Here is a 21,941-nt window from a genome sequence, read left to right as displayed (position 1 = left end):
GGGATACTCCTTACACCGACGAGTTGCGGGCCCATTTGAACCACTGCGAGGTCGACCGCAGCGGTCCCATCTTCTTGACGAATCCTCGCCGTGCCAGGTCGTCGGCTATCTCCTGGGCCGCGATCTGCAGGCCGAGGAAGGTGTCGACGCCGGGGAAGTAGCCGCCGAGCGTGGCCGACCCGGAGGCGTAGAGGGCGCCGTCGCCGCTGGCGGTCCCCTTCACCTCGAAGTGGCGCTCCACGTCCAGCCTGCCCACCGGGTTGCGGCCCGCCCCGCCGTGCTGGAGCAGGTCGGCGAAGACCCGGTGCTCGGCGATGTCGGCCTCCAGGCCCGTGCAGTCGATGATGTAGTCGGACACCGGCTCCCTGACGATGCCGTCGCCGCTGCGCACGTAGCTGACGAGCCGCCCGTCGCGGCTCTCCTCCACGCGGTCGACGGTGCCCTGCACGGCGTGGTAGTAGCCGCCGCTGCGGCCCGCCCGCATCTGCTCCTGCCAGCGCCGCCTGAAGGGGGTGTTGGTGCCGCCCATCTGCTTGTACTTCTTCGCCCGCTCCGCCCCCTCCAGCTTGCGCATCTCCGCCTTGAGCTGGCCGCCCCACACCGACTTGGGGTAGTTGAAGCCCTGGTAGGCCCAGCCGTCGCCGCCCTTGCGGCGCGACCAGGCGTGCGGGCCGTGCGAGCCGCTGACGAACGTGCGGAAGATGTGGATGATCTGGGTCTGCAGGTTGTACTTCTCCCGGTCGTCGAACAATCGCTGGAGCACCCGGGAGGCGACGATGCCGCCGCCGCGGATGACCACGGTGCCCGGCCGGGTCTTCAGGAACTCGTACACCTGCTCGTGCGGCTCGTAGGCGTTGACGACGTGCTGGTAGTCACCGTGCTTGGTGCGGAACTCCTGCAGGTCGGGCAGGAACTTCAGGCCCGGGTAGCCGATCGCGACGTGCACGAAGCGTGAGCGGAAGATGATGCGCTTGGTCGGCGCCGCCCCGTCGGGCGGGGTGACCACGGTGAAGTAGCCGCCGCCCGCCCTGCGGCGGATCATCCGCACCTGGCCCTTGACCAGCATGTCCCAGTAGTTGATGCGCTTGGCCTCGCGTTCGAGGTTCTCGAAGACGGTGCCGGCGCGCGGGGTCCAGTAGTCGTTCAGGAGCGGCTCGGTGAGGATCTGCCACAGGTACGACGGCCTCTTCTCCTTCCACGCCTCCTCCAGGGCGTAGGAGGGGAATCCCCACAGGTTGTCCGGGCGGGAGGAGGAGTCGGAGCGGATCCGCTCGCCCCTGGGGATCTGCGAGCACCTGGTGAGGAACTCGTAGGTCTGCCACGGATGGTCGATGTTGGACACCACTCGCATCTGCGAGGTGGGAACGCCGTAGATCCTCAGATAGTCGAGCGTCACGAAGGATCCCATGCCGCCGCCGACCGTGAGGAAGGGGATGTCGTACATGGGGATGCCCGCGGCCGCGACCATCTGGTCGGTCCATTCGGGGGCGCCGAGGAGATCCGGCGTCAGATCACCGGCCGGAGCCGGCGTGTGGGGGGGTGCCAATTGACGTCCCTTAAGCTATTTGGCCAGCCCGTTGGCTGGCCAAAACCCTAGTCCTGGTGAGTGCCGAAGACGAGTGGGACGAACAGGCATGATCTTCTCCTGTCTCCCCCGATCCCGTCATCGGCGAGTATCCAGTGAGACGCCTGTGAACGACCTGTGGTTCGCTTAAACCCCGCTGAACACGCGGTTCACGTCCGAGGTGGCGAGCACGCCGAAGATCTCGCCGCCGCGCTCCACCAGGAGGTACTCCCCCGCCGGGGACTCCCGCATGGCGTCGATCAGCGGCTCCCCCTCCAGGTCGGCGGCGAGCACCAGCGACGGCTCCAGGCCGCGCGCCAGCGAGCCCGCCGTCACCCAGGGGCGGCGGTTCTCCGGGGTGGCCTCCACCGCGACCTCGTTGACGATGCCCGTGGGGTGGCCCTCGTGGTCGACGACGACCATCGCCCCCGCCTTCGCCTCCGCGGCCCGGCGCAGGGCCTCGGCCAGCGGCACGTCGCCGGTCACCGCGATGGCCCGCCGGGCCAGGGCGCGGGCGTTGACCTCGGGGATGCGGGCCCGCACGCGGGCGCCGCGCAGCGCCTGGGTGGCGCCGAACCAGATGAAGGCGGCCAGCAGCACCGACCAGATGAGCATCAGGTCCGGCTCCTGCCCGGTCACCAGGGCCGACCAGACGGTGAACACCACCAGGCCGACGGCGAGCACCCGGCCGGTCCAGGCGGCGGCGATCGTGCCGGTGACGGGCTTGCGGGTGATCTTCCAGACGCCCGCCCGCAGCATGCGCCCGCCGTCGAGGGGCAGTCCCGGCAGCAGGTTGAAGACCCCGACGATCAGGTTGGCGAGCCAGAGCTGCAGGACCAGGACGCCGACGATCGTGCCGGGGGGGATGACGTAGGAGGCGGCGAAGCCGAGCCCGGCCAGCCCGAGCGAGAGCAGCGGCCCGGCGAAGGCCACCATGAACTCCCTGCCGGGGGTCTCCGGCTCGCGCTCGATCTCCGAGACGCCGCCGAGCAGGTAGAGCGTGATGCGCCGCACCGGCAGGCCGTACATCCTGGCCACCACGCAGTGCGCCAGCTCGTGCAGGAGCACCGAGACGTACAGCAGCACCGCGAAGACGAACGCCACGACGTAGGTGAGCGGGACGCTCAGGTCGGGCAGCCACGAGGCCACCACGCCCTGGAAGGAGTAGGTGATGAACGCCGCCACGATGAACCAGGTCGGCGAGACGTAGACCGGGATGCCGAACGGGCGGCCCATCCGCAGCCCCGGACTGTCCTGGCGTGGGCTGTCGCTGCTCACCGCTGGCTCACCATTTCCTCGTCCCCTCCACCCTCAGGCCTCGATGGTACGCGCCATCGGGCCCCGGGCAGACGCCACGAGGGCACCTCCGGCGCAAACTGTCGTCACCGTGACCTACAGTGCGGTCATGTCACCGACCGAGCCCACGATCGTCGGAGCCCTGTCGCCGTCGCGCGCGGGTGACTTCATGACGTGCCCGCTGCTCTACCGCTTCCGGGTGATCGACCGGCTTCCCGAGCCGCCGTCGCCCGCCGCGGTGCGCGGCACGATGGTCCACTCGGTGCTGGAGCGCCTGTACGACCTGCCGGCCCCGCAGCGCACGGTCTCCGCGGCCCAGGACCTGCTGGAGCCCCAGTGGCTCAGGCTCCAGGAGGAGGATCCGTCGTACGCCGGCATGTTCACCGGTGACGACGACCGCGCCGAGTGGCTGGCCCAGGCCCGCGAGATGCTGGAGCGCTACTTCACCCTCGAGGACCCCACCTGCCTGGAGCCCGCCGAGCGGGAGCTCTACGTGGAGGCGGTGCTCGGCAGCGGCCTGATGCTGCGGGGCTACATCGACCGGCTGGACGTGGCGCCCACCGGCGAGGTCCGGGTCGTCGACTACAAGACCGGCAGCGCCCCGGGGCCCGCCTTCGAGGCCAAGGCGCTGTTCCAGATGAAGTTCTACGCGCTGGTCCTGTGGCGGTTGCGCGGCTCGGTGCCCCGCATGCTCCAGCTGATGTATCTCGGGGGCGGCGGCGAGGTGCTGCGCTACGTCCCCGACGAGGCCGACCTGCTGGCCACCGAGCGCAAGGTCCAGGCCCTGTGGCAGGCCATCGAGCGGGCCCTGGAGACGGGCGAGTGGCGCTCCAGGCCCAGCAGGCTGTGCGGCTGGTGCAGCTACCAGGAGCTGTGCCCGGAGTTCGGCGGCACTCCCCCGCCCGTCCCCGAGCGGCAGCCCGGCGACACCGTCCGCAGCAACCGGCGCCCGGCCAGGACCTCGCGGGCGGCCACCGACGAGCTGTGAGGGCCCGGCCCGGCCGCCCGGCTCCAGCCCCGGCCCCGGCTCCCCCGCCCCGCCCCGCGGCCGATCATGGTACGGCCCCGGGTCCCGGCACGCCCCGCACGGCGCCCCAGGGCCGCCGCCGGGCCGCCCCCCGGCGTGGCCTCGGGGTGTTCTCCCGGGGCGGATCCTTCGCGGGGATGAGGTCGATATCCACCTCTGGCAGGGTGGCGCCGGAGGGAGGGCGCCTAAATTGATTGTGTGCGCAACACCATCGGCAGCCTTCGGACGTGGTTCCGCGGGCACCCGCTGATTCCCGACGCGATCTTCGGTGGGGCGCTGGCCGCCGTCTCGGTCCCCTTCGCCCACGCGGCCCACGTCTTCGGCGACCCCGACCGCCTGAGGGCGCCCGACGCGATGGGGCTCGGCCTGGTCGTGGCGGGCTGCCTGTCGGTGGCGCTGCGCCGGCACCGGCCGTTCCTGATGCTCTTCCTGGTCTGCCTGGCCGAGGTCGCGCTGGCCTCCACGGGACGCGACCCCTCCCCGCTCTGGCTCGTCACCCTGGTGCTGGTCTACACGATCGCCGCCGGGCGCGGCCTGGCGCTCAGCCTGTGCGCCCCGGCGCTGGCCCTCACCGGTCACGTCCTGTCGTCGGCGGCGGCGGGCGGCGGGCCCGGCGGGTGGAACGGTGGATGGAACGGCGGGTGGAACGATCATCTGCTGATGGCCGTGTTCACCGCCTCCCTGTGGATCGCCGGCCGGAGCGTCCGGCTGCGCCGGGCCTACCAGGGGGAGCTGCGCGACCGGGCACGGCGCATGGAGCGCGCCCGGGAGGCCGACACCCGGGCGGCCAGGGCCGAGGAGCGCTCCCGCATCGCCCGCGAGCTGCACGACGTGATCGCCCACCACGTGAGCGTGATGACCGTCCAGGCCGCCGCGGCCCGGCGGGTGCTGGCGAGCAACCCCGACGGGGCCAGGGAGGCCCTGTCGGCGATCGAGGAGCTCGGCCGGACCGCGATGGCGGAGATGCGCGGCATGGTGGGCGTGCTCAGGACCGACGGGACACCCGCCGAGCGCAACCCGCAGCCGGGGGTGCGCGAGATCCCCGCCCTGGTCGACCAGATGCGCGAGGCGGGGCTGCGGACGCAGTTGTGGATCGAGGACGAGCGCGGAGACACGTCAGCGAAAGGGACAGAGGGAACAAAGAGAACAAAGGGAACACTGCCCCCCGGTGTCGACCTGGCCGCGTACAGGCTGGTCCAGGAGGCCCTGACCAACAGCCTGCGGCACGCGGGGCCGCAGGCGCGGGCCTGGGTGACCGTACGGCACGAGCCGGGCGAGCTGGCCGTCCAGGTCGAGGACGACGGCCTCGGCCCCGGGGCGCGCGACCCGGGAGAGGAGGTGGGCGGGCACGGATTGGTGGGCATCCGCGAACGTGTCGCCCTCTATGGTGGACTTCTGAGGATCGGCCCGCGTCCCGGGGGCGGATTCGAGGTCAATGCCCGGTTCCCCCTCAAGGACACGTGATGACGATCAGAGTGCTGCTGGTGGACGACCAGCCGCTGCTGCGCACGGGTTTCCGCCTGATCCTGGAGGCCGAGCCCGACCTGACGGTGGTCGGCGAGGCGGGCGACGGCAAGGCCGCGCAGGACCAGTCGCGGGCGCTGCTGCCCGACGTGGTGCTGATGGACATCCGGATGCCGGGGGTGGACGGCATCGAGGCGACCCGCAGGATCGTGCGGGAGGCCACCGTGGGCGCGCACGTGCCCCGGGTGCTGGTGCTGACGACCTTCGACCTCGACGAGTACATCGTGGAGGCGCTGCGCGCCGGGGCCAGTGGGTTCCTGCTGAAGGACGTGCCGCCCGAGGAGCTGGTGCAGGCCATCCGGGTGGTCGCGGCGGGCGACGCCATCGTCGCGCCGAGCGTCACCAGGCGGCTGCTGGACAAGTTCGGCGCGCACCTGCCCTCGGCGCACCAGCAGTCGACCCCCGCCCGCCTGGACCGGCTCACCGAGCGCGAGCTGGAGGTGCTCCGGCTGATCGCCAAGGGCATGTCCAACGCGGAGATCGCCGCCGAGCTGGTGGTGAGCGAGACGACGGTCAAGACCCACGTCGGCAACGTGCTCACCAAGCTGGGCCTGCGCGACCGCGTCCAGGCCGTCGTCCTGGCGTACGAGACCGGCCTGATCACGCCGGGCGCGCTTCCCTGACCCGCCGCGCGCCGCCGCCCGCACGGATGGTTCCGTACGGGCGGGAGGAACGGACGAGGACGGTCAGGCGGAGGCGGCCTTCAGGGGCTGCGCGGGGGCGTTCTCCGGGAAGTGGCAGGCCACCTGGTGCCCGGGGGCCAGCGTCTCCAGCGGCGGCTCCACCGTCTTGCAGATCTCCTGGGCCTTCCAGCACCGGGTGTGGAACCGGCAGGCCGGCGGCGGGTTGAGCGGGCTGGGCACGTCGCCCTGGAGGCGGATGCGCTCGCGGTCCTTGCGCCGGGCCGGGTCGGGGACGGGCACCGCGGACATCAGCGCGGTGGTGTACGGGTGCATGGGCGACTCGTACAGGCCCTTGCGGTCGGCCAGCTCGACGATCTTGCCGAGATACATGACCGCGACCCGGTCGCTGATGTGCCGGATGACCGACAGGTCGTGCGCGACGATGACGTAGGTCAGGTCGAGCTCGTTCTGCAGGTCCTCCAGGAGGTTGACCACCTGGGCCTGGATCGACACGTCCAGCGCGGAGACCGGCTCGTCGGCGATGATCAGCTTGGGCTTGAGCGCGAGCGTGCGGGCGATGCCGATGCGCTGGCGCTGGCCGCCGGAGAACTCGTGCGGGTAGCGGTTGTAGTGCTCGGGGTTGAGCCCGACCAGCTCCAGGATCTCCTGGACCGCCTTCTTGGTGCCCTGCTCGGTCTGGATGCCCTGGATGCGGTACGGGGCACCGACGATGGCGCCGACCGTGTGCCGGGGGTTGAGCGACGAGTAGGGGTCCTGGAAGATCATCTGCACGTCGCGGCGGAGCGGGCGGATCTTGGCCTGGGACATGTGGGTGATGTCGTGGCCCTCGAAGACGATCTTGCCGTCGGTGGGCTCCAGCAGGCGGGTGATCAGCCGTCCCGTGGTGCTCTTGCCGCAGCCCGACTCGCCCACCAGGCCGAGCGTCTCGCCCTTGCGGACGTCGAAGCTGATCCCGTCGACCGCCTTGACCGCGCCGACCTGCCTGCGCAGCAGGCCCTTGGTCACCGGGAAGTACTTCTGCAGGCCCTGTACGGACAGCAGCGCTTCGGAGTCGGATCCCCCGGCCGCGCCGCTCCTGTCGTCAACGACGTTGACCGAGGTCACGCGTCCTCCCTAACCCGGAGCACCCGGGGCGCCCGAGACGTGCTGTACTGACCGGCTCGCTCGCTCACGTGCTCTCCATCATCGGCTTGATCTCGTTCTCCCAGATGGACCGCCGTTCCGCGCGGGGCATGTGGCAGCGGACCAGGTGGCCGCCGTCGGTCTCCAGCAGCTGCGGAACCTCCGCGGTGGCCTTGCCCTCGGTACGGCCGGCGAAGGCGCAGCGGGGGTTGAAGGCGCAGCCGGACGGCACGTTGATCAGGGAGGGCGGTGAGCCCTTGATCGGGAGCAGCCGCTCGGTGGGCTCGCGGTCCAGGCGGGGCATCGATCCCAGCAGGCCCCACGTGTAGGGGTGCTCGGGCCGGTAGAAGGTGTCCTCGGCCGTGCCGTACTCGACGCACTTGCCGCCGTACATCACCAGGATGTCGTCCGACAGCTCGGCGACCACGCCGAGGTCGTGGGTGATGACGATCAGCGCGGAGTTGAACTCGCTCTGCAGGTCGCGCATCAGGTCGAGGATCTGCGCCTGGACGGTCACGTCGAGGGCCGTGGTGGGCTCGTCGGCGATCAGCAGCTCGGGGTCGCAGGAGAGCGCCATGGCGATCATCGCGCGCTGGCGCATGCCGCCGGAGAAGTGGTGGGGATAGTCGTCGACCCGCTTGTCGGGCTGCGGGATCCCCACCCGGCCGAGCATGTCGATCGCGTGCTTGCGGGCGACGGCCTTGCTGACCTGGTTGTGGATCCGGTACGCCTCGACGATCTGGGCGCCCACGGTGTAGTACGGGTGCATGGCGGACAGCGGGTCCTGGAAGATCATCGACATCTTCTTGCCGCGCAGGGTCCGCACGTGGTCGGCGCTCGCGCCGACGAGCTCCTCGCCGTCCAGCCAGATCTCACCGGAGATCTTGGCGCGCCCGCCCTTGTGCAGGCCCAGGATGCCGAGGCTGGTCACGCTCTTGCCCGAGCCCGACTCGCCCACGATGCCCAGGGTCTTGCCACGCTCGAGCTTGAACGACAGACCGTCGACGGACTTGACCAGGCCGTCCTCGGTCGGGAAGTGGATGCGCAGGTCGCGCAGTTCCAGGAAGGACTCCGGTGCGGGAGTCGTCATGAGAGCCTCACCCTCGGGTCGACCACCGCGTACAGGATGTCCACGATGAAGTTGGCCACGACGATGAAGATCGCCGCGAACAGGGTCACGCCCAGGACGACCGGCAGGTCGTTGCTCCGGATCGCGTCGATGACCAGCTTGCCGATGCCGGGGATGGAGAAGGTGCTCTCGGTGAGCACCGCGCCGCCCAGCAGCAGACCGAGGTCCAGGCCGAAGATGGTGAGGATCGGGGTCAGCGTGGCGCGCAGGGCGTGCTTGGTCACGACCGTCCGCTCCTTGAGACCCTTGGCGCGGGCCGTGCGGATGTAGTCCTCGCCCATGGTCTCCAGCATGCCCGCCCGGGTGAGCCGGGCGTACAGGGCGGCGTACAGGAGCGCCAGGGTGACCCAGGGCAGGACCAGCGACTGGAACCACATGACCGGGTTCTCGGTGAACGCCGTGTAGCTGCCGCCACCGGGGAAGATCCCCAGTGTGTACGCGAACAGTGACAGCGACACCAGGCCGGTGAAGTAGATGGGGAGCGAGACTCCGGCCAGCGCGACCGTCATGGCCGTCCGGTCGAGCACGCTGCCGCGTCTCAGCGCGGATATGACGCCCACGCTGACGCCGACGACGACCCAGGTGATCGCGGCGCCCAGGGCGAGGGAGATCGTCGCGGGGAGCCGGTCGAGCAGCGTCGGCCAGACCGGCTGGTTGTTGTTGAAGGAGAAGCCGAAGCATGGTGCCGGGCACTCCGCCTTGCGCGGGCCGAGCGAGTAGTCCTGGCCGGCGACGATGCCCTGCGCGAACCGGCCGTACTGCACCAGGAGCGGGTCGTCCAGGTGCAGCCGCTTGACTGCGCCCTGGATCGCCTCAGGGGTGGCATCTCGCCCGACGTAACGCGACGCCATGCCCTCGGGGGTCTGTCCCAGAGCACGCGGGATGAGAAAGAAGATCGCGAAGGTGGCCATGCTGACGATGGCGAGCATCAGCACGGCGGCGATCACGCGGCGGACGATGAATGCGACCACGATCGTTCGGCCCCGAAGTGCCCGGGAGGTTCGCTCCCGGGCACCGTCAGGCCTTCACCTGCCTTTGGCTAACTAGGGAAGGGCTACTGCTGGACACCGAGCCACGTGTAGTCGTACATGCCGTAGGCCGGGTGCACGTACACGTTGGTCAGGGTCGACGGACGGAAGATCAGGGTCTTCTCGTAGACGAAGGACATGAAGGCGGCAGACTCCATGACCTTCTGGTCGACCTGGGCCCAGATCTCGTTGCGGGCGGCGGGGTCGGTGGTCTGGATGCCCTTGTCCAGAAGGTCGTTCACCGACTTGTCGTTGAGCTCCATCATGTTGTAGTTGCCGGAGTCCTTGATGAAGCGACCGTCGACGATCTGCGACAGGAACCCGAAGCCGGACGGCCAGTCGGAACCCCAACCGGCGATCATGATGCCCAGCTTGTTGGCGTGCACGAACTCCGGCTTGCCGGCGTACTGCGCGCTCCAGTCACCCGAGGGGTACTTCTTGATGGTGGCCTTGATGCCGACCCGGTCGAGGGAGGCCTGGAGGGCCTCGGCGACCTGGACTTCCTTGGTGCGGTCACCGCGGACCGCGATGTTGGTCTCGAAGCCGTTCGGCTGGCCGCAGGCCGCCAGGTGCTCCTTGGCCTTGGCCAGGTCACCCTTGTGGTCGGCGCCGTTGGGGTACAGGTCGAACTGCTTGTAGCCGACCGTGGTCGGGGTCATCGCGGTGGTGCCGATCTCGCCGCCGAGCGGGCCGCCCCAGGGAGCCTGGGTGGCGGTCTTGTCGGTGGCGTACTGCACGGCCTTGCGGCAGTCGATGTTGTCGAACGGCTTCACCGCGGTCGACAGCATCGCGTAGCGGTTGAACGGCGTGAAGGGGTTGTCCGTGGAGTCCTTCAGCTTGGCGTCCGCGACGATCTGGGCGCGGGCCGCCGGCTGCACGCCGGTGCCGCCGAGGTCGACGTGGACCTGGCCGCTGATGAGGCGCTTGTCGATGTCCTCGGCGTTCTGCTTCAGCTGGACCTCGATGCGGTCGGGCAGCTGCTTGCGGGTGGTGTCGGTGGCCGGGTCCCAGTTCTCGTTCTTGACGAGGTTGAACTGCTTGCCGACCTCGTAGCTCTCGATCTTGTAGGGGCCGGTCGAGGCGACGGTCTTCTCGTAGTCGACGCCGGTGTCCTTGGCCTGCGGCACCGGGGCGGACTGCGGGTTGGCGACCAGGAAGTCGAACTCCGCGAACGGCGCCTTCAGCTTGAAGACGACGGTGTAGTCGTCGGGGGTCTCGATGCCCTTGAAGTCGTCGAGGTTCTTGTCCTTGTAGGGACCCTTGTAGTCACCGGCGTCGAGGTACTGGGCGAAGTACTTCGGACCGTCGGTGAGCTCTTCGGTGAAGTTGCTGCGGGCGATGGCGTACTTGACGTCCGCGGCCTTGACCTCGGTGCCGTCGTCGTACTTGATGCCCTTCTTGATCTTGTACGTCCAGGAGAGGCCGTCCTCGGCCATCTCGCCGGGGCCCTCGGCCAGGTCCGGGACCAGCTTCAGACCGGCGTCGCCGGGCTCGGCGGCGTAGGTCATCAGCGGGCGGGCGTACAGCCGGGTGAAGTTCCAGTTGAACGCGTAGTACGTGTTGCCCGGGTCCATCGAGTCGGGCTCGTCGGAGTAGGCGAACTTGAGGGTTCCGCCCTTGGCGTCGGAAGCGTTGACGACCTTGGTGTAGCCGTCGTTGTGCTTGGCCGCGGCGGCCGCGGCGCCGGTCCCCTGGCTGCCTGAGGACGTGTTGCCACCGCCACCGGCTGTTCCGCCACAGGCGGCCAGTCCCATGGACAGCGCGGTACCCAGCGCGGCGAGCGCCAGTACGTTGATCTTCCTCATCGTGGTGGTATACCCCTTGTCATGAGTGACGGTGATATAGAGGACGGTCGCTTGTTCGCTACCGGGCTCGCGGGTCGAGGGCGTCCCGGAGCCCGTCGCCCAGCAGGTTGAACGCCATAACGGTGATGAAGATCGCTAGGCCCGGGACAATCATGAAGTGCGGGGCGGTCTGGTAGTAGTCGACCGCCCTGGTGAGCATGCCTCCCCAGGAGGCCTGGGGCTCGTTCACGCCGACACCGAGGAACGACAGAGCCGCCTCGAACAGGATGTTCGTGGGGATGAGCAGCGTGGCGTAGACGAGGATCGGCGCCACGAGGTTGGGGAACATCTCACGGAAGATGATGTAGCTGTTGCCCGCGCCCAGGGATCGCGCCGCGTCGACGAACTCGCGCTCGCGCAGCGACAGGGTCTGGCCGCGCACGATCCGCGCGATGTACGGCCAGTTGAAGAAGCCGATGATGAAGACGATCACCGCGATCCGCAGGCCGTTGCCCTGCAGCCCGAGGGCCTGGTCGGGGACGGCGCCGACGATGGCGATCGCGAACAGCAGCAGGGGGAAGGCGAGGAAGACGTCCATCGCCCGGCTGATGAGAGTGTCGACCCAGCCGCCGAAGAAACCCGCGAGCACGCCCAGCAGGGAGCCGAGCACCACTGAGACCAGCGTGGCCAGGAAGGCGACCAGCAGCGAGATCTGGGCGCCGGAGAGGATGCGGGCGAAGATGTCGCGACCGTTGACCGGCTCCAGCCCGAGCGGGTGCTCGAGGCTGATCCCGCCCCAGGCGCCCAGCGGGGCGCTCGTCATGGGGTCGATGAGGTCGTTGTTGGGAATGTTCGGGGAGTCGCCGAACAGCGCGATGAGCCCGCCGAACGGACGCTCCGCGAAGATCGCGACAAGCGTCAGGAAGACCACGACGAAAGCGCCGATGATTGCTGCCTTATCGCGCTTCAGGCGCAGCCAGGCGATCTGGCCGAGAGAACGGCCCTCGATGGCTTTTCCGCCCACCCCTTCGAGAACAGCCTCCGGCTGGGCCTCCATGGCCGTGCCGGGGACGTCGAGCGGTGCGGTCATACAGTGGCCCCCTGGATCCCAGACGACGTTGTCCGTCAACGCGTCCCCCGGGTCGGGGCAGCGCGCCGTAAGTCTACGGGCCGTTATTAGTGGTCCCGTGCGCAGAATCTATGGGCTGAACTGCGCTGACCAGTCCTCTGAGGCGCTATGTGGCTCAACTGTGATTCACGTGAAATTCATTCGTTTTGATCTTGAAGGTAATGTCCGGAAGCCGTTCCGCTTATGTCTCGGATTCGTGACACGGAAACGGGGTGACGACACAGAGTCACCCGATCCCCCGGCGCTTGAGGATGTCCTCGATATCGGAGAAGTCGTCGTCGCCCGCCGGCTTCGCCGCGGGCCTGGCTCCGGCGGCGGCCCTGGAGACGGGCGAGGGGGCGGGCGTGCGCTTGGGCAGCGGCTGCGTGACGGCCGTCGCGCCCGGCGTCCCCGGTGCCGCCGACGGCGCCGACTGCACGGCCCTGTGCTGCCCGCCGGTGGCGCTCACGACGGGCGTCGAAGAGGCCGAGGACCTCGGGGAGGCCGCGGCCCTGAGCTTGCGGCCGCGCAGGAAACCCGAGACCAGGAAGAGCAGCGCGGAGAGCCCGGCCACCCCCACCCCGACCCACACCGTGGGGTTGAGCGCCAGATTGGCGACGAACGTGACGACCGCCGTGCCGATCTGCCACAGGGTCGGCAGCGCGCCGGTCAGGAACGCGGCGACGGGCAGCAGCGACCAGGCCGCGGCCCGCAACCCCGCCGCGGCGCCCCGGCGCCGCATCACCAGGAAACTCAGCACCAGCCCCACGCCGGTGACCCCGGCGCAGAGCGGCAACCACGCGATCTGTGTGAACGTCATAGCGGACCGCCCCTCGTATCGGCTTACCCGATCTCCATCCTGGCACGTGGAACCGTGACAGGCCCTCCTTCCTGAGGAGGGATCCCCCCTTAGGGGATACGGGCTGGTTCGCGCGAAAGATCAGGGATGATCCCCGACATCGGACGGCCCACCGGAGGACGGCCCGCCGAAGGACGGCTCGGCAGAGGAAGGCTCAACAGAGAAAAGCTCGGCAGAGGAAGGCTCGCCTGAGGACAGCGAGCGCAGGATCGCCACGTCGACCTCCAGCAGCGAGCCGACGACGAGGCGGCCGGGCGCGGCGGGGATCGGCAGCACGCTCGGCACCGCCACCACCCGGCAGCCCGCGGCGGTGGCCGACGTCACCCCATTCGGTGAATCCTCCAGGGCGACGCAGCGGGCCGGATCGACGCCCAGCAGCCCGGCGGCCGTCAGGTAGGGCTCGGGGTCGGGCTTGGTCCTGGCGACGTCGTCGCCGGTGACCACGCGGTCGAAGTTGTGCGCGCCGATGCTTCTCAGGCACGCCTCGGCGATCGTCCGGACCGACGAGGTGACCAGGGCGGTGGACAGGCCCGCCCCGCGCACCTCCGCCAGCAGCTCGGCGGCGCCGGGCATCATCTCCACCCCGCCCGCGAGCCTGTCGATCATGCCCTCCAGCATCCAGGCCTCCACCTCGGCGGGGGTGGCGCCCCCTCCGGAGACCCTGAGCATGTAGGCCACCGTGGCCGGCATGGAGCCGCCCACCAGATTCTCCTGGTGGGCCACCCCCCACTCGCCGCCGAGCCGTTCCATCACCTCGGTCTCGACCTGAAACCAGATCTTCTCGCTGTCGACGAGAAGCCCGTCCATGTCGAAGAGAACCGCTTCCATCATTCCCGCCGAACCCCCTTGGCCGACTGTGCGCCGGTCATACGTCTCACACGTTGAAATAGTTGGCCTCAGGGTGATGGACGACCAGCGCGGACGTCGACTGCTCGGGGTGGAGCTGGAACTCCTCCGACAGCTCGACGCCGATCCTGGCCGGATCGAGCAACTCCATCAGTTGAACCTGGTCCTCCAGGTTAGGGCAGGCCGGGTAGCCGAAGGAGTAGCGGCAGCCGGCGACGTTCACCTTGAGCATGTCCTCCAGGGACTCGCCGCCGCCGATGCCGAGCTCGGAGCGCACGCGCGCGTGCCAGTACTCGGCCAGGGCCTCGGTCAGCTGCACCGACAGGCCGTGCAGCTCCAGGTAGTCGCGGTAGGCGTCCTTGGCGAACAGCTCGGCCGCGGCCTCGGAGACCCTGTTGCCCATCGTCGCGACCTGAAAGGCGACGACGTCGACCTCGCCGGAGTCCTTGGAGCGGAAGAAGTCGGACAGGCACAGGTGCCGGTCGCGGCGCTGGCGCGGGAAGGTGAAGCGGGTGCGCTCGCCGCCCCCCTCGTCCAGGATGATCAGCGAGTCGCCGTCGCTGACGCACGGGAAGTAGCCGTAGACGACCGCCGCCTCCAGCAGCCCGTCGGTCTGCATCCGCTCCAGCCACATCCGCAGGCGCGGGCGGCCCTCGGTCTCGACCAGCTCCTCGTACGAGGGCCCGCCGCCGCCACGCGCGGCCTTGAGGCCCCACTGGCCCATGAACGTCGCCCGCTCGTCCAGGAACGCGGCGTACTCGGCGAGCGGCACGCCCTTGACGACGCGCTCGCCGAGGAAGGGCGCCGCCGGCACCGGGTTGTCGGCGGCCACGTCGGAGCGGGCGGGCAGCTCCTCCACCGGGGTCCTGGCCAGCGTGGCGCCGCCCTTGACGCGGCGCTCGCGCAGCGGCGGCAGGCCGGCGCCCTTGTCGCCGCGCTTGACCGCCATGAAGGCGTCCATCAGGCGCAGCCCCTCGAAGGCGTCGCGGGCGTAGCGGACCTCGCCCTGGAAGAGCTCCGCGAGGTCCTGCTCGACGTAGGCGCGGGTCAGCGCCGCCCCGCCGAGCAGCACCGGGAACCTGCCGGAGATGCCCCGGGAGTTCATCTCCTCCAGGTTCTCCTTCATGACGACCGTCGACTTCACCAGCAGCCCGGACATGCCGATGACGTCGGCCCGCTTCTCCTCGGCGGCCTCCAGGATGACCGACACCGGCTGCTTGATGCCGAGGTTGACGACCTCGTAGCCGTTGTTGGACAGGATGATGTCGACCAGGTTCTTGCCGATGTCGTGCACGTCGCCCTTGACGGTGGCGAGCACGATGCGGCCCTTGACCTCGCCCTCGACCCGCTCCATGTGCGGCTCCAGGTAGGCGACCGAGGTCTTCATCACCTCGGCCGACTGCAGCACGAACGGCAGCTGCATCTGGCCGGAGCCGAACAGCTCGCCGACGGTCTTCATGCCGTCCAGCAGCACGTCGTTGACGATCTCCAGGGCGGGGCGCCGGGCCAGGCCCTCGTCGAGGTCGGCCTCCAGGCCCTTGCGCTCGCCGTCGACGATGCGGCGCTTGAGCCGCTCCCACAGCGGCAGCGCGGCGAGCTCCTCGGCCTTGCTCTCCTTGAGCGCGGCGGCGTCGACGCCCTCGAACAGCTCCATGAACCGCTGCAGCGGGTCGTAGCCCTCCCTGCGCCGGTCGTAGACCATGTCCAGGGCGACCTCGCGCTGCTCCTCGGGGATGCGCGCCATCGGCAGGATCTTGGAGGCGTGCGCGATCGCCGCGTCGAGGCCGGCGTTGACGCACTCGTTGAGGAAGACCGAGTTCAGCACGACGCGGGCCGCCGGGTTGAGGCCGAACGACACGTTCGACAGGCCCAGGACCGTCTGCACCCCGGGGTGGAGCCGCTTGATCTCCTTGATCGCCTCGATCGTCTCCAGCGCGTCGCGCCGGGTCTCCTCCTGGCCGGTGGCGATGGGGAAGGTGAGCATGTCGACGAGGATGTCCTCGACCCTCATGCCCCACCTGCCCGTCAGGTCCTCGATGAGGCGGACCGCGATCCGGACCTTCAGGTCGGCGGTGCGGGCCTGGCCCTGCTCGTCGATGGTGAGGGCCACCACGGCGGCGCCGTACTCGCGGACCAGGGTCATGTTCCGGTGGAAGCGCGTCTCGGGGCCGTCGCCCTCCTCGTAGTTGACCGAGTTGACGACCGCGCGCCCGCCGAGCATCTGCAGCCCGGCCTCGATGACGGCGGGCTCGGTGGAGTCGAGGACGACCGGCAGCGTGGAGGCGGTGGCGAAGCGGAACGCCAGCTCCTTCATGTCGGCCACGCCGTCGCGGCCGACGTAGTCGACGCAGAGGTCGAGCATGTGCGCGCCGTCGCGGGCCTGCCCCCGCGCGATCTCCACGCACTCCTCCCAGTCCTGGGCGAGCATCGCCTCGCGGAAGACCTTGGAGCCGACGGCGTTGGTGCGCTCGCCGATGGCCAGGTACGAGGTGTCCTGGCGGAAGGGGACGCTCTGGTAGAGGGAGGAGGCCCCGGCCTCGGGGCGGGGACGGCGCGGGGCCGTCTCCTGCCCGCGGACCCGCTCGACGACCTGGCGCAGGTGCTCGGGGGTGGTGCCGCAGCAGCCGCCGACCAGGGAGAGCCCGTAGTCGCGGGTGAAGTTCTCGTGCGCCGAGGCCAGCTCCTCGGGGCTCAGCGGGTAGTAGGCGCCGTCGGAGGTCAGCACGGGCAGCCCGGCGTTGGGCATGCACGACAGGCGGACCCGGGCGTGGCGGGCCAGGTAGCGCAGGTGCTCGCTCATCTCGGCGGGGCCGGTCGCGCAGTTGAGGCCGATCACGTCGACGCCGAGCGGCTCGATCGCGGTCAGGGCCGCGCCGATCTCCGAGCCCAGCAGCATCGCGCCGTTGGTCTCGATGGTCACCTGGGCGATGACCGGCACGTCGCGGCCGGAGTCGGCGACGGCCCGGCGGGCGCCGATCACCGCGGCCTTGACCTGGAGCAGGTCCTGGGAGGTCTCGATGATCAGCGCGTCGGCGCCGCCGCCGACCAGGCCGGCGGCGTTGTCGTAGTAGGCGTCGCGCAGCACGTCGTACGGCTTGTGCCCGAGGGTGGGGAGCTTGGTGCCGGGGCCGATGGAGCCGAGCACGAAGCGCGGGCGGTCGGGGGTGGACCAGGCGTCGGCGGCCTCGCGGGCGACGCGGGCACCGGCCTCGGAGTACTCGAAGACGCGCTCGGAGATGTCGTATTCGCCGAGAGCTGAAAGGTTGGCGCCGAAGGTGTTGGTCTCGACGCAGTCGACCCCCACCTCGAAGTAGGCCTCGTGCACGGCGCGGACGATGTCGGGGCGGGTGACGTTGAGCACCTCGTTGCAGCCCTCATGGTCCTGGAAGTCATCCATGGTGACGTCGTGGGCCTGAAGCATCGTCCCCATGGCCCCGTCGGCGACCATCACGCGCTCGTTCAGGACTTCACGGAAAGACGGAGTGCTTGTCATGCGACAAGAATACTTGGGAGCCATTCGAGCCCCCTCGCTCCCGAGGGCACCCCTGGTGACAACTGGACCTTCCGTCCAATTGACCTGGTGAGCGCCCCGCCGGGCCCCGCACCGCCCGCCGGGCGACCGTACGCGGGCCGTGACGTCCTGATCGTCCACAGCATGTCGGGAAGGTGACGTGAAGGCCCCCTCACCGCATAGGCTTAGCCGGATAGGACGTGAGGTGAGAAGGAGGGGGCGCGTGATCGAGATCGAAGGTCTGCCCGAGCTCGTCGACCCGGTGATGATCGCCGCGTTCGAGGGGTGGAACGACGCGGGTGAGGCCTCGAGCGGAGTGATCGCGCACCTCGAGGAGCAGTGGAAGGCGACCCCGCTGGTCTCCCTGGACCCGGAGGAGTACTACGACTTCCAGGTGACCCGCCCGATCGTCGAGATGGGCGAGGGGCTGACGCGTTCCATCACCTGGCCGACCACCAAGCTGTCGGTGGCCAGGCCCCCGGGCGTCGACCGCGACGTGGTGCTGCTGCGCGGCATCGAGCCCAACATGCGCTGGCGGGCGTTCTGCGAGGAGATCGTGTTCGTCTGCCGCGAGCTGGGGGTCGAGCTCGCGGTCCTGCTCGGCGCGCTGCTCAACGACTCCCCGCACACCCGCCCGGTGCCGATCGTGGGGTCGGCGACCGACGAGGGCCTGGCCAGGGCGATCAACCTGGAGCTGAGCCGCTACGAGGGGCCGACGGGCATCGTCGGCGTCCTGCAGCACTCCCTGGGCGCCGCCGGGCTGCACGCCGTGTCGCTGTGGGCCTCGGTGCCGCACTACGTGGCCCAGCCGCCCAACCCGAAGGCCACCATGGCGCTGCTCAGCCGGATGGAGGACCTGCTCGACATCCCGATGCCGCTGGGCGAGCTGGCGGAGGAGTCCCGGGCCTGGGAGCACGGCGTCGACGAGCTGGCCTCCCAGGACAGCGAGGTCGCCGAGTACGTCAAGGAGCTGGAGGAGCGCAAGGACGCAGCCGAGCTGCCCGAGGCGAGCGGCGACGCCATCGCCGCCGAGTTCGAGCGCTACCTGCGCCGGCGCGACCGTGACTCCGACGGCTGAACTCACGGCGTACGGTTACCACCGGACGCTCTTTTTCGCCTAGGTTGAATTCAGAACGAGTCTGGGGCCGAGCCCGGGTCGACAGACACTGATCGGGCACGCCCCGGATCGACGGGGGCGTGCCGAGCGGAAAACCGGACGTCGGCGACTCCACGGCCGAAAGGCCACGGCCCCGTGGACACCGGCGGACGACACATCACCGTCACGACCATCTGTCCATGTGACTGCGCACGTTAGGGCGACCATGGCGACTCCCTATACCGACCCGTACCAGATCGATCCCTACCAGCGGACCACCCTCGACCCGCACCGCAACACCCAGGAGGCGCGGCGCCGCGTCCTGGAGCTGGCCGCGTTCATGAAGCGCGAGGAGGCCGACGAGGCCACGCACCCGCGCTCGCGCGGCACCGCGTCCGGACACGCCGTCGACATGTTCCTGACGCTGCTGCAGGACCGGCTCCCGGTCTGGCGGCGCATCCTCGACGACCTGATGTACCTGGTCGGCAAGGGCCGGGTGAGCGAGAACCTGCTGCCCATCGCGCGGGCGGGCATCGACTACTACTGCGAGGTCCAGGCGGCGGCGCTGCCCGCCTTCACCTCCCCCTCGGTCACGGTCCGCTTCCGCGAGGCGATGCGCGACAGCGACATCGGGCCGATGTCGGAGATCGTCCCGCTCACCGCGTACCTTGCGGCCGAGCAGCGCGCGGGGCGCGTCTCCCCCGACGTCGTCCCGGTCGCCAGCGCCCGGCTGTTGCTCGCCGGATGCTTCAGCCACGCCTACTACGAGACGCTTCTCGGCGCCGGCGACTTCCTGCCGTCGCGGGACGACGTCGCCGAGGAGATCGTCCGCGAGCTGAGGCTGGAGCCCCGGCAGGCCTGACCGTCCCCGCGATCAGCTCACCTGACCGTCCCCACGATCGGCCCGGGGCCCCGGCAGGACTGACCGTCCCCGCGACCGGACCGGGCCTCGGCGAACCTGGACCGTCCCCCGCGACCGGCCCGGAGCCCCGGCGGGCGATCACCGGCTCCGGGCGGGCTTCGCCGGGGTCCGCGGGCCCCGGTCGAGACCGGCCGCCACCGCCGCCAGGCGGGCCTGGTCGAACCGGGCCCACACCAGCGCGGCCAGGTCGGCGTCCACCCCCAGGGGGGCGGCGACCAGGTCGGCGCCCGACGCCTCCAGGCGGTCCTGGAAGAAGCCGGGGGCCAGCAGGTAGGAGGCCAGCGCGATCCGCGGCGCCGGTCCCGAGCGCAGCCGTTCCAGGGCCTCGGAGACCGAGGGGGCGCCCGACGCGGCGAAGGCCGCGGTGACCGGGCGGGAGAGCCGCACCGACAGCAGCCGGGCCGCCGCCCGCACGTCGGCCAGCGCGGCCGGGTCGGACGACCCCGCCGCGCCCAGGATCACCGAGTCGGTCGCCCGGAGCCCCGCGGCCGAGAGCCGCCTGGCGAGGACGGCGGTGAGCAGCGCGTGCGGCCCGAGCGGGGCCGCGACCACGGCGTCCGGCCTGGCCGAGGCCACCACGGAGGGCAGGTCGATGTGGACGTGGTAGCCGCCCGCCAGCAGCAGCGGGACCACCACGACGGGTCCGGGCAGGCCGGGAAGCACGTCGGCCAGCAGCGGCGAGCTGATCTCCAGGAACGCCTGCTCCACCCGCGTTCCCCGGCGGCCCCCGCGCACCAGGTCCCGTAGTCCGGCCAGGGTCTCCTCGCCTCGCGCGCTGCGCGTCCCGTGCCCGGCCAGGACCAGTGTCGTCACAGGCCTTCGCCCCGGTCGCAGGCCAGGCGGTAGCCGCGCTTGACGACCGTCTCGACGATCCCCGCGGGACCGAGCGCGCGGCGCAGGCGGGTGATGGCCATCTCGACCGCGTGCTCGGCCGAGTCGCGCGACGGGCCGCCGGGGAGCACGGTCCTCAGGTCGGAGCGGGCCACCACGTGTCCCGGCTTGTCGGCCAGGCGCTTGAGGACCGCCATCGGCGCCGGCGGCAGCGGCTTCAGCTCGCCGTCCACCGCGACGGCGTGGCCGCGGATCTCCAGCCGGTGGCCGCCCGCGACCAGGCGGGTGACGCTGTGCTCGGGCAGGTGCCTGGCGAGGGTACGGGCCAGCGTGCCCAGGCGGGAGCGCTCGGGCTGCACGGTGGGCACCCCGCGCGCCTCCAGCGGCCCGGCGGTGACCGGGCCCACGCAGGCGGCGACGACCGGCCCGGCGAAGGCCGCGACCAGCGCGTCCTCCAGGCCGTCCGCGCGGGCGGAGTTGAGCATGGCCAGCACGGCCGGGGCGCTGGTGAAGGCCACCGCGTCCACCCCGCCGGAGATCGCCTGGCTCACCAGGCGCCGCAGCGGCGACACGTCGCGGTAGGGCAGCCACCGGTAGACCGGCACCTCGATGACCTCCGCGCCCGCCTCGCGCAGGGCCGCCACGAAACCGGTCAGCGGCTCCCCGTGCAGCTGCACGGCGATGCGGCGCCCGCGCAGGTCCTGGGCGAGCAGGTGCTGCTTGACCTCCTCGCACGACTCCGTGGGCGGGGTCCAGTGGTCGGTCAGGCCCGCCGCCCTGACCGCGCCTCGCGCCTTGGGACCGCGGGTCAGCAGCCGGGCCGCGGTCAGGTGCTCGGCGAGGTCGCCGGACAGCCCCCAGCCCTCGGCCGCGGCCATCCAGCCGCGGAAGCCGACGCCGGTGGTGACCACCACGTCGTCGACCGGGGCGGCCAGGCTGGCGCGGGTCGCGGCCAGCAGGTCGGCGTCCTCGGCCAGGGGTACCAGCCGGATCGCCGGGGCGCGCACCACCCTCGCGCCCCGGCGTTCCAGCAGCGCGCAGAACTCCTCGCGCCGCCGGGTGGCCGTCACCCCGATCGTGAACCCGGCCAGCGCGTCGGGCGCGGTCTCGGGAGAGCCGATGGGACTTTCCAGAACGGCGGTGCTCATCTGTCGTTCACCACTCCTCGCTTGATGTTTCCTCGGTATCCGGCCGCCCGCGTCCGCATCCCGCCCCCGCCCGTGCTCACCGGGGGCCCACCTCCACCGTTCCGCCGGTGACGCGGATCGGGTAGGTCGGCACGGCCACCGCGGGATCGTCCAGGCACACCCCCGTCGCGAGGGAGAACACCTGCTTGTGCATCGGGGAGGCCACCACGGGCTCGCCGCCCCTGGTGCCCACGATCCCCCGGGACAGGACGTGGGCGCCGCTGAACGGATCGCGGTTGCCGATCGCGAACAGGGCGCCGTCGAAGGCGCGGAACAGCGCGATCTGGCTGCCGCCGACGAGCGCGCACGCCCCGCGCTCGGGCAGCAGGTCGGCGTAGGAGCAGACCGCCGTCCAGGCGGTCGTCTCCGGCCTCTCCAGGCCTTGTCTCGTCTCCAGGTCTTCTCTCAGAGCGGTCATCGGCGAAGGTGCCCTCTCTTTCGGTCCTCGGGTTCTCGGGGTGCG

At 70.6% G+C, this 21,941-nt stretch carries 18 protein-coding genes; 5 read left to right on the top strand and 13 right to left on the bottom strand.

The genetic code is table 11. From position 1 onward, the window contains the following. Positions 1–10: 10 nt before the first annotated feature. Entirely contained in the window at positions 11–1,546 is a 1,536-nt protein-coding gene (locus tag AC5L38_RS26855) for a hypothetical protein (protein WP_495245589.1), read from the bottom strand. A gap of 165 nt (positions 1,547–1,711) precedes the next feature. Then, positions 1,712–2,800 (bottom strand): site-2 protease family protein, encoded by a 1,089-nt coding sequence (locus tag AC5L38_RS26850; RefSeq protein ID WP_495245771.1) that lies wholly within the window; start codon positions 2,798–2,800, stop codon positions 1,712–1,714. A gap of 169 nt (positions 2,801–2,969) precedes the next feature. On the opposite strand from AC5L38_RS26850, the gene AC5L38_RS26845 reads away from it, so the two are divergent. From AC5L38_RS26845 to AC5L38_RS26835, 3 genes are all read left to right on the top strand, one after another. Further along, on the top strand, positions 2,970–3,848 hold the full coding sequence (locus AC5L38_RS26845) for a RecB family exonuclease (RefSeq protein WP_495245588.1): 879 nt from the start codon (positions 2,970–2,972) through the stop codon (positions 3,846–3,848). 237 nt (positions 3,849–4,085) lie between these two features. After that, on the top strand, positions 4,086–5,351 hold the full coding sequence (locus tag AC5L38_RS26840) for a sensor histidine kinase (RefSeq protein WP_495245587.1): 1,266 nt from the start codon (positions 4,086–4,088) through the stop codon (positions 5,349–5,351). Next, positions 5,351–6,034, top strand: coding sequence for a response regulator (locus tag AC5L38_RS26835; protein ID WP_495245586.1), 684 nt, complete (start codon positions 5,351–5,353; stop codon positions 6,032–6,034). Before AC5L38_RS26840 ends, AC5L38_RS26835 begins: the two co-directional genes overlap by 1 nt. 63 nt (positions 6,035–6,097) lie before the next feature. On the opposite strand, the gene AC5L38_RS26830 is transcribed toward AC5L38_RS26835, so the two are convergent. From AC5L38_RS26830 to metH, 8 genes are all read right to left on the bottom strand, one after another. After that, complete coding sequence (locus AC5L38_RS26830; protein ID WP_495245585.1) at positions 6,098–7,159, bottom strand: ABC transporter ATP-binding protein; 1,062 nt, start codon at positions 7,157–7,159, stop codon at positions 6,098–6,100. Between the two features lie 64 nt (positions 7,160–7,223). Next, on the bottom strand, positions 7,224–8,267 hold the full coding sequence (locus tag AC5L38_RS26825) for an ABC transporter ATP-binding protein (RefSeq protein WP_495245584.1): 1,044 nt from the start codon (positions 8,265–8,267) through the stop codon (positions 7,224–7,226). Further along, positions 8,264–9,277 (bottom strand): ABC transporter permease, encoded by a 1,014-nt coding sequence (locus AC5L38_RS26820; protein ID WP_495245583.1) that lies wholly within the window; start codon positions 9,275–9,277, stop codon positions 8,264–8,266. Before AC5L38_RS26820 ends, AC5L38_RS26825 begins: the two co-directional genes overlap by 4 nt. Before the next feature lie 83 nt (positions 9,278–9,360). After that, a complete protein-coding gene (locus tag AC5L38_RS26815) occupies positions 9,361–11,139 on the bottom strand; it encodes an ABC transporter substrate-binding protein (RefSeq protein ID WP_495245582.1) in 1,779 nt (592 codons plus the stop codon). A 58-nt stretch (positions 11,140–11,197) separates the two neighbouring features. Beyond that, complete coding sequence (locus AC5L38_RS26810) at positions 11,198–12,208, bottom strand: ABC transporter permease (protein WP_389913148.1); 1,011 nt, start codon at positions 12,206–12,208, stop codon at positions 11,198–11,200. A 265-nt stretch (positions 12,209–12,473) separates the two neighbouring features. Then, positions 12,474–13,046 carry a cellulose synthase gene (locus tag AC5L38_RS26805; protein WP_495245581.1) on the bottom strand — a complete coding sequence of 191 codons (573 nt, stop codon included), beginning with the start codon at positions 13,044–13,046 and terminating at the stop codon, positions 12,474–12,476. A gap of 120 nt (positions 13,047–13,166) precedes the next feature. Next, positions 13,167–13,913 carry an HAD family hydrolase gene (locus AC5L38_RS26800; RefSeq protein ID WP_495245580.1) on the bottom strand — a complete coding sequence of 249 codons (747 nt, stop codon included), beginning with the start codon at positions 13,911–13,913 and terminating at the stop codon, positions 13,167–13,169. A 46-nt stretch (positions 13,914–13,959) separates the two neighbouring features. Next, entirely contained in the window at positions 13,960–17,424 is a 3,465-nt protein-coding gene (gene metH / locus AC5L38_RS26795) for a methionine synthase (protein ID WP_495245579.1), read from the bottom strand. Positions 17,425–17,665: 241 nt separating this feature from the next. Here metH and AC5L38_RS26790 point away from each other — a divergent pair, with 241 nt between their 5' ends. Both AC5L38_RS26790 and AC5L38_RS26785 read left to right on the top strand, forming a co-directional pair. Further along, on the top strand, positions 17,666–18,520 hold the full coding sequence (locus tag AC5L38_RS26790) for a PAC2 family protein (protein WP_389913159.1): 855 nt from the start codon (positions 17,666–17,668) through the stop codon (positions 18,518–18,520). A gap of 244 nt (positions 18,521–18,764) precedes the next feature. Next, positions 18,765–19,400 carry a hypothetical protein gene (locus tag AC5L38_RS26785; RefSeq protein ID WP_495245578.1) on the top strand — a complete coding sequence of 212 codons (636 nt, stop codon included), beginning with the start codon at positions 18,765–18,767 and terminating at the stop codon, positions 19,398–19,400. Between the two features lie 138 nt (positions 19,401–19,538). Here AC5L38_RS26785 and AC5L38_RS26780 read toward each other — a convergent pair whose 3' ends face one another. The 3 genes from AC5L38_RS26780 to nirD form a co-directional block, all read right to left on the bottom strand. After that, complete coding sequence (locus AC5L38_RS26780; RefSeq protein WP_495245577.1) at positions 19,539–20,273, bottom strand: sirohydrochlorin chelatase; 735 nt, start codon at positions 20,271–20,273, stop codon at positions 19,539–19,541. Next, positions 20,270–21,439, bottom strand: a complete 1,170-nt coding sequence (locus AC5L38_RS26775; protein ID WP_495245576.1) for a uroporphyrinogen-III synthase — start codon at positions 21,437–21,439, stop codon at positions 20,270–20,272. Before AC5L38_RS26775 ends, AC5L38_RS26780 begins: the two co-directional genes overlap by 4 nt. Before the next feature lie 76 nt (positions 21,440–21,515). Next, positions 21,516–21,896, bottom strand: a complete 381-nt coding sequence (gene nirD / locus AC5L38_RS26770; RefSeq protein WP_495245575.1) for a nitrite reductase small subunit NirD — start codon at positions 21,894–21,896, stop codon at positions 21,516–21,518. Positions 21,897–21,941: the final 45 nt, after the last annotated feature.

The organism is Streptosporangium nanhuense (assembly GCF_059358815.1).
Note: the sequence above shows the minus strand (reverse complement) of the source record. Positions and strands in the feature narration are given on the sequence as shown.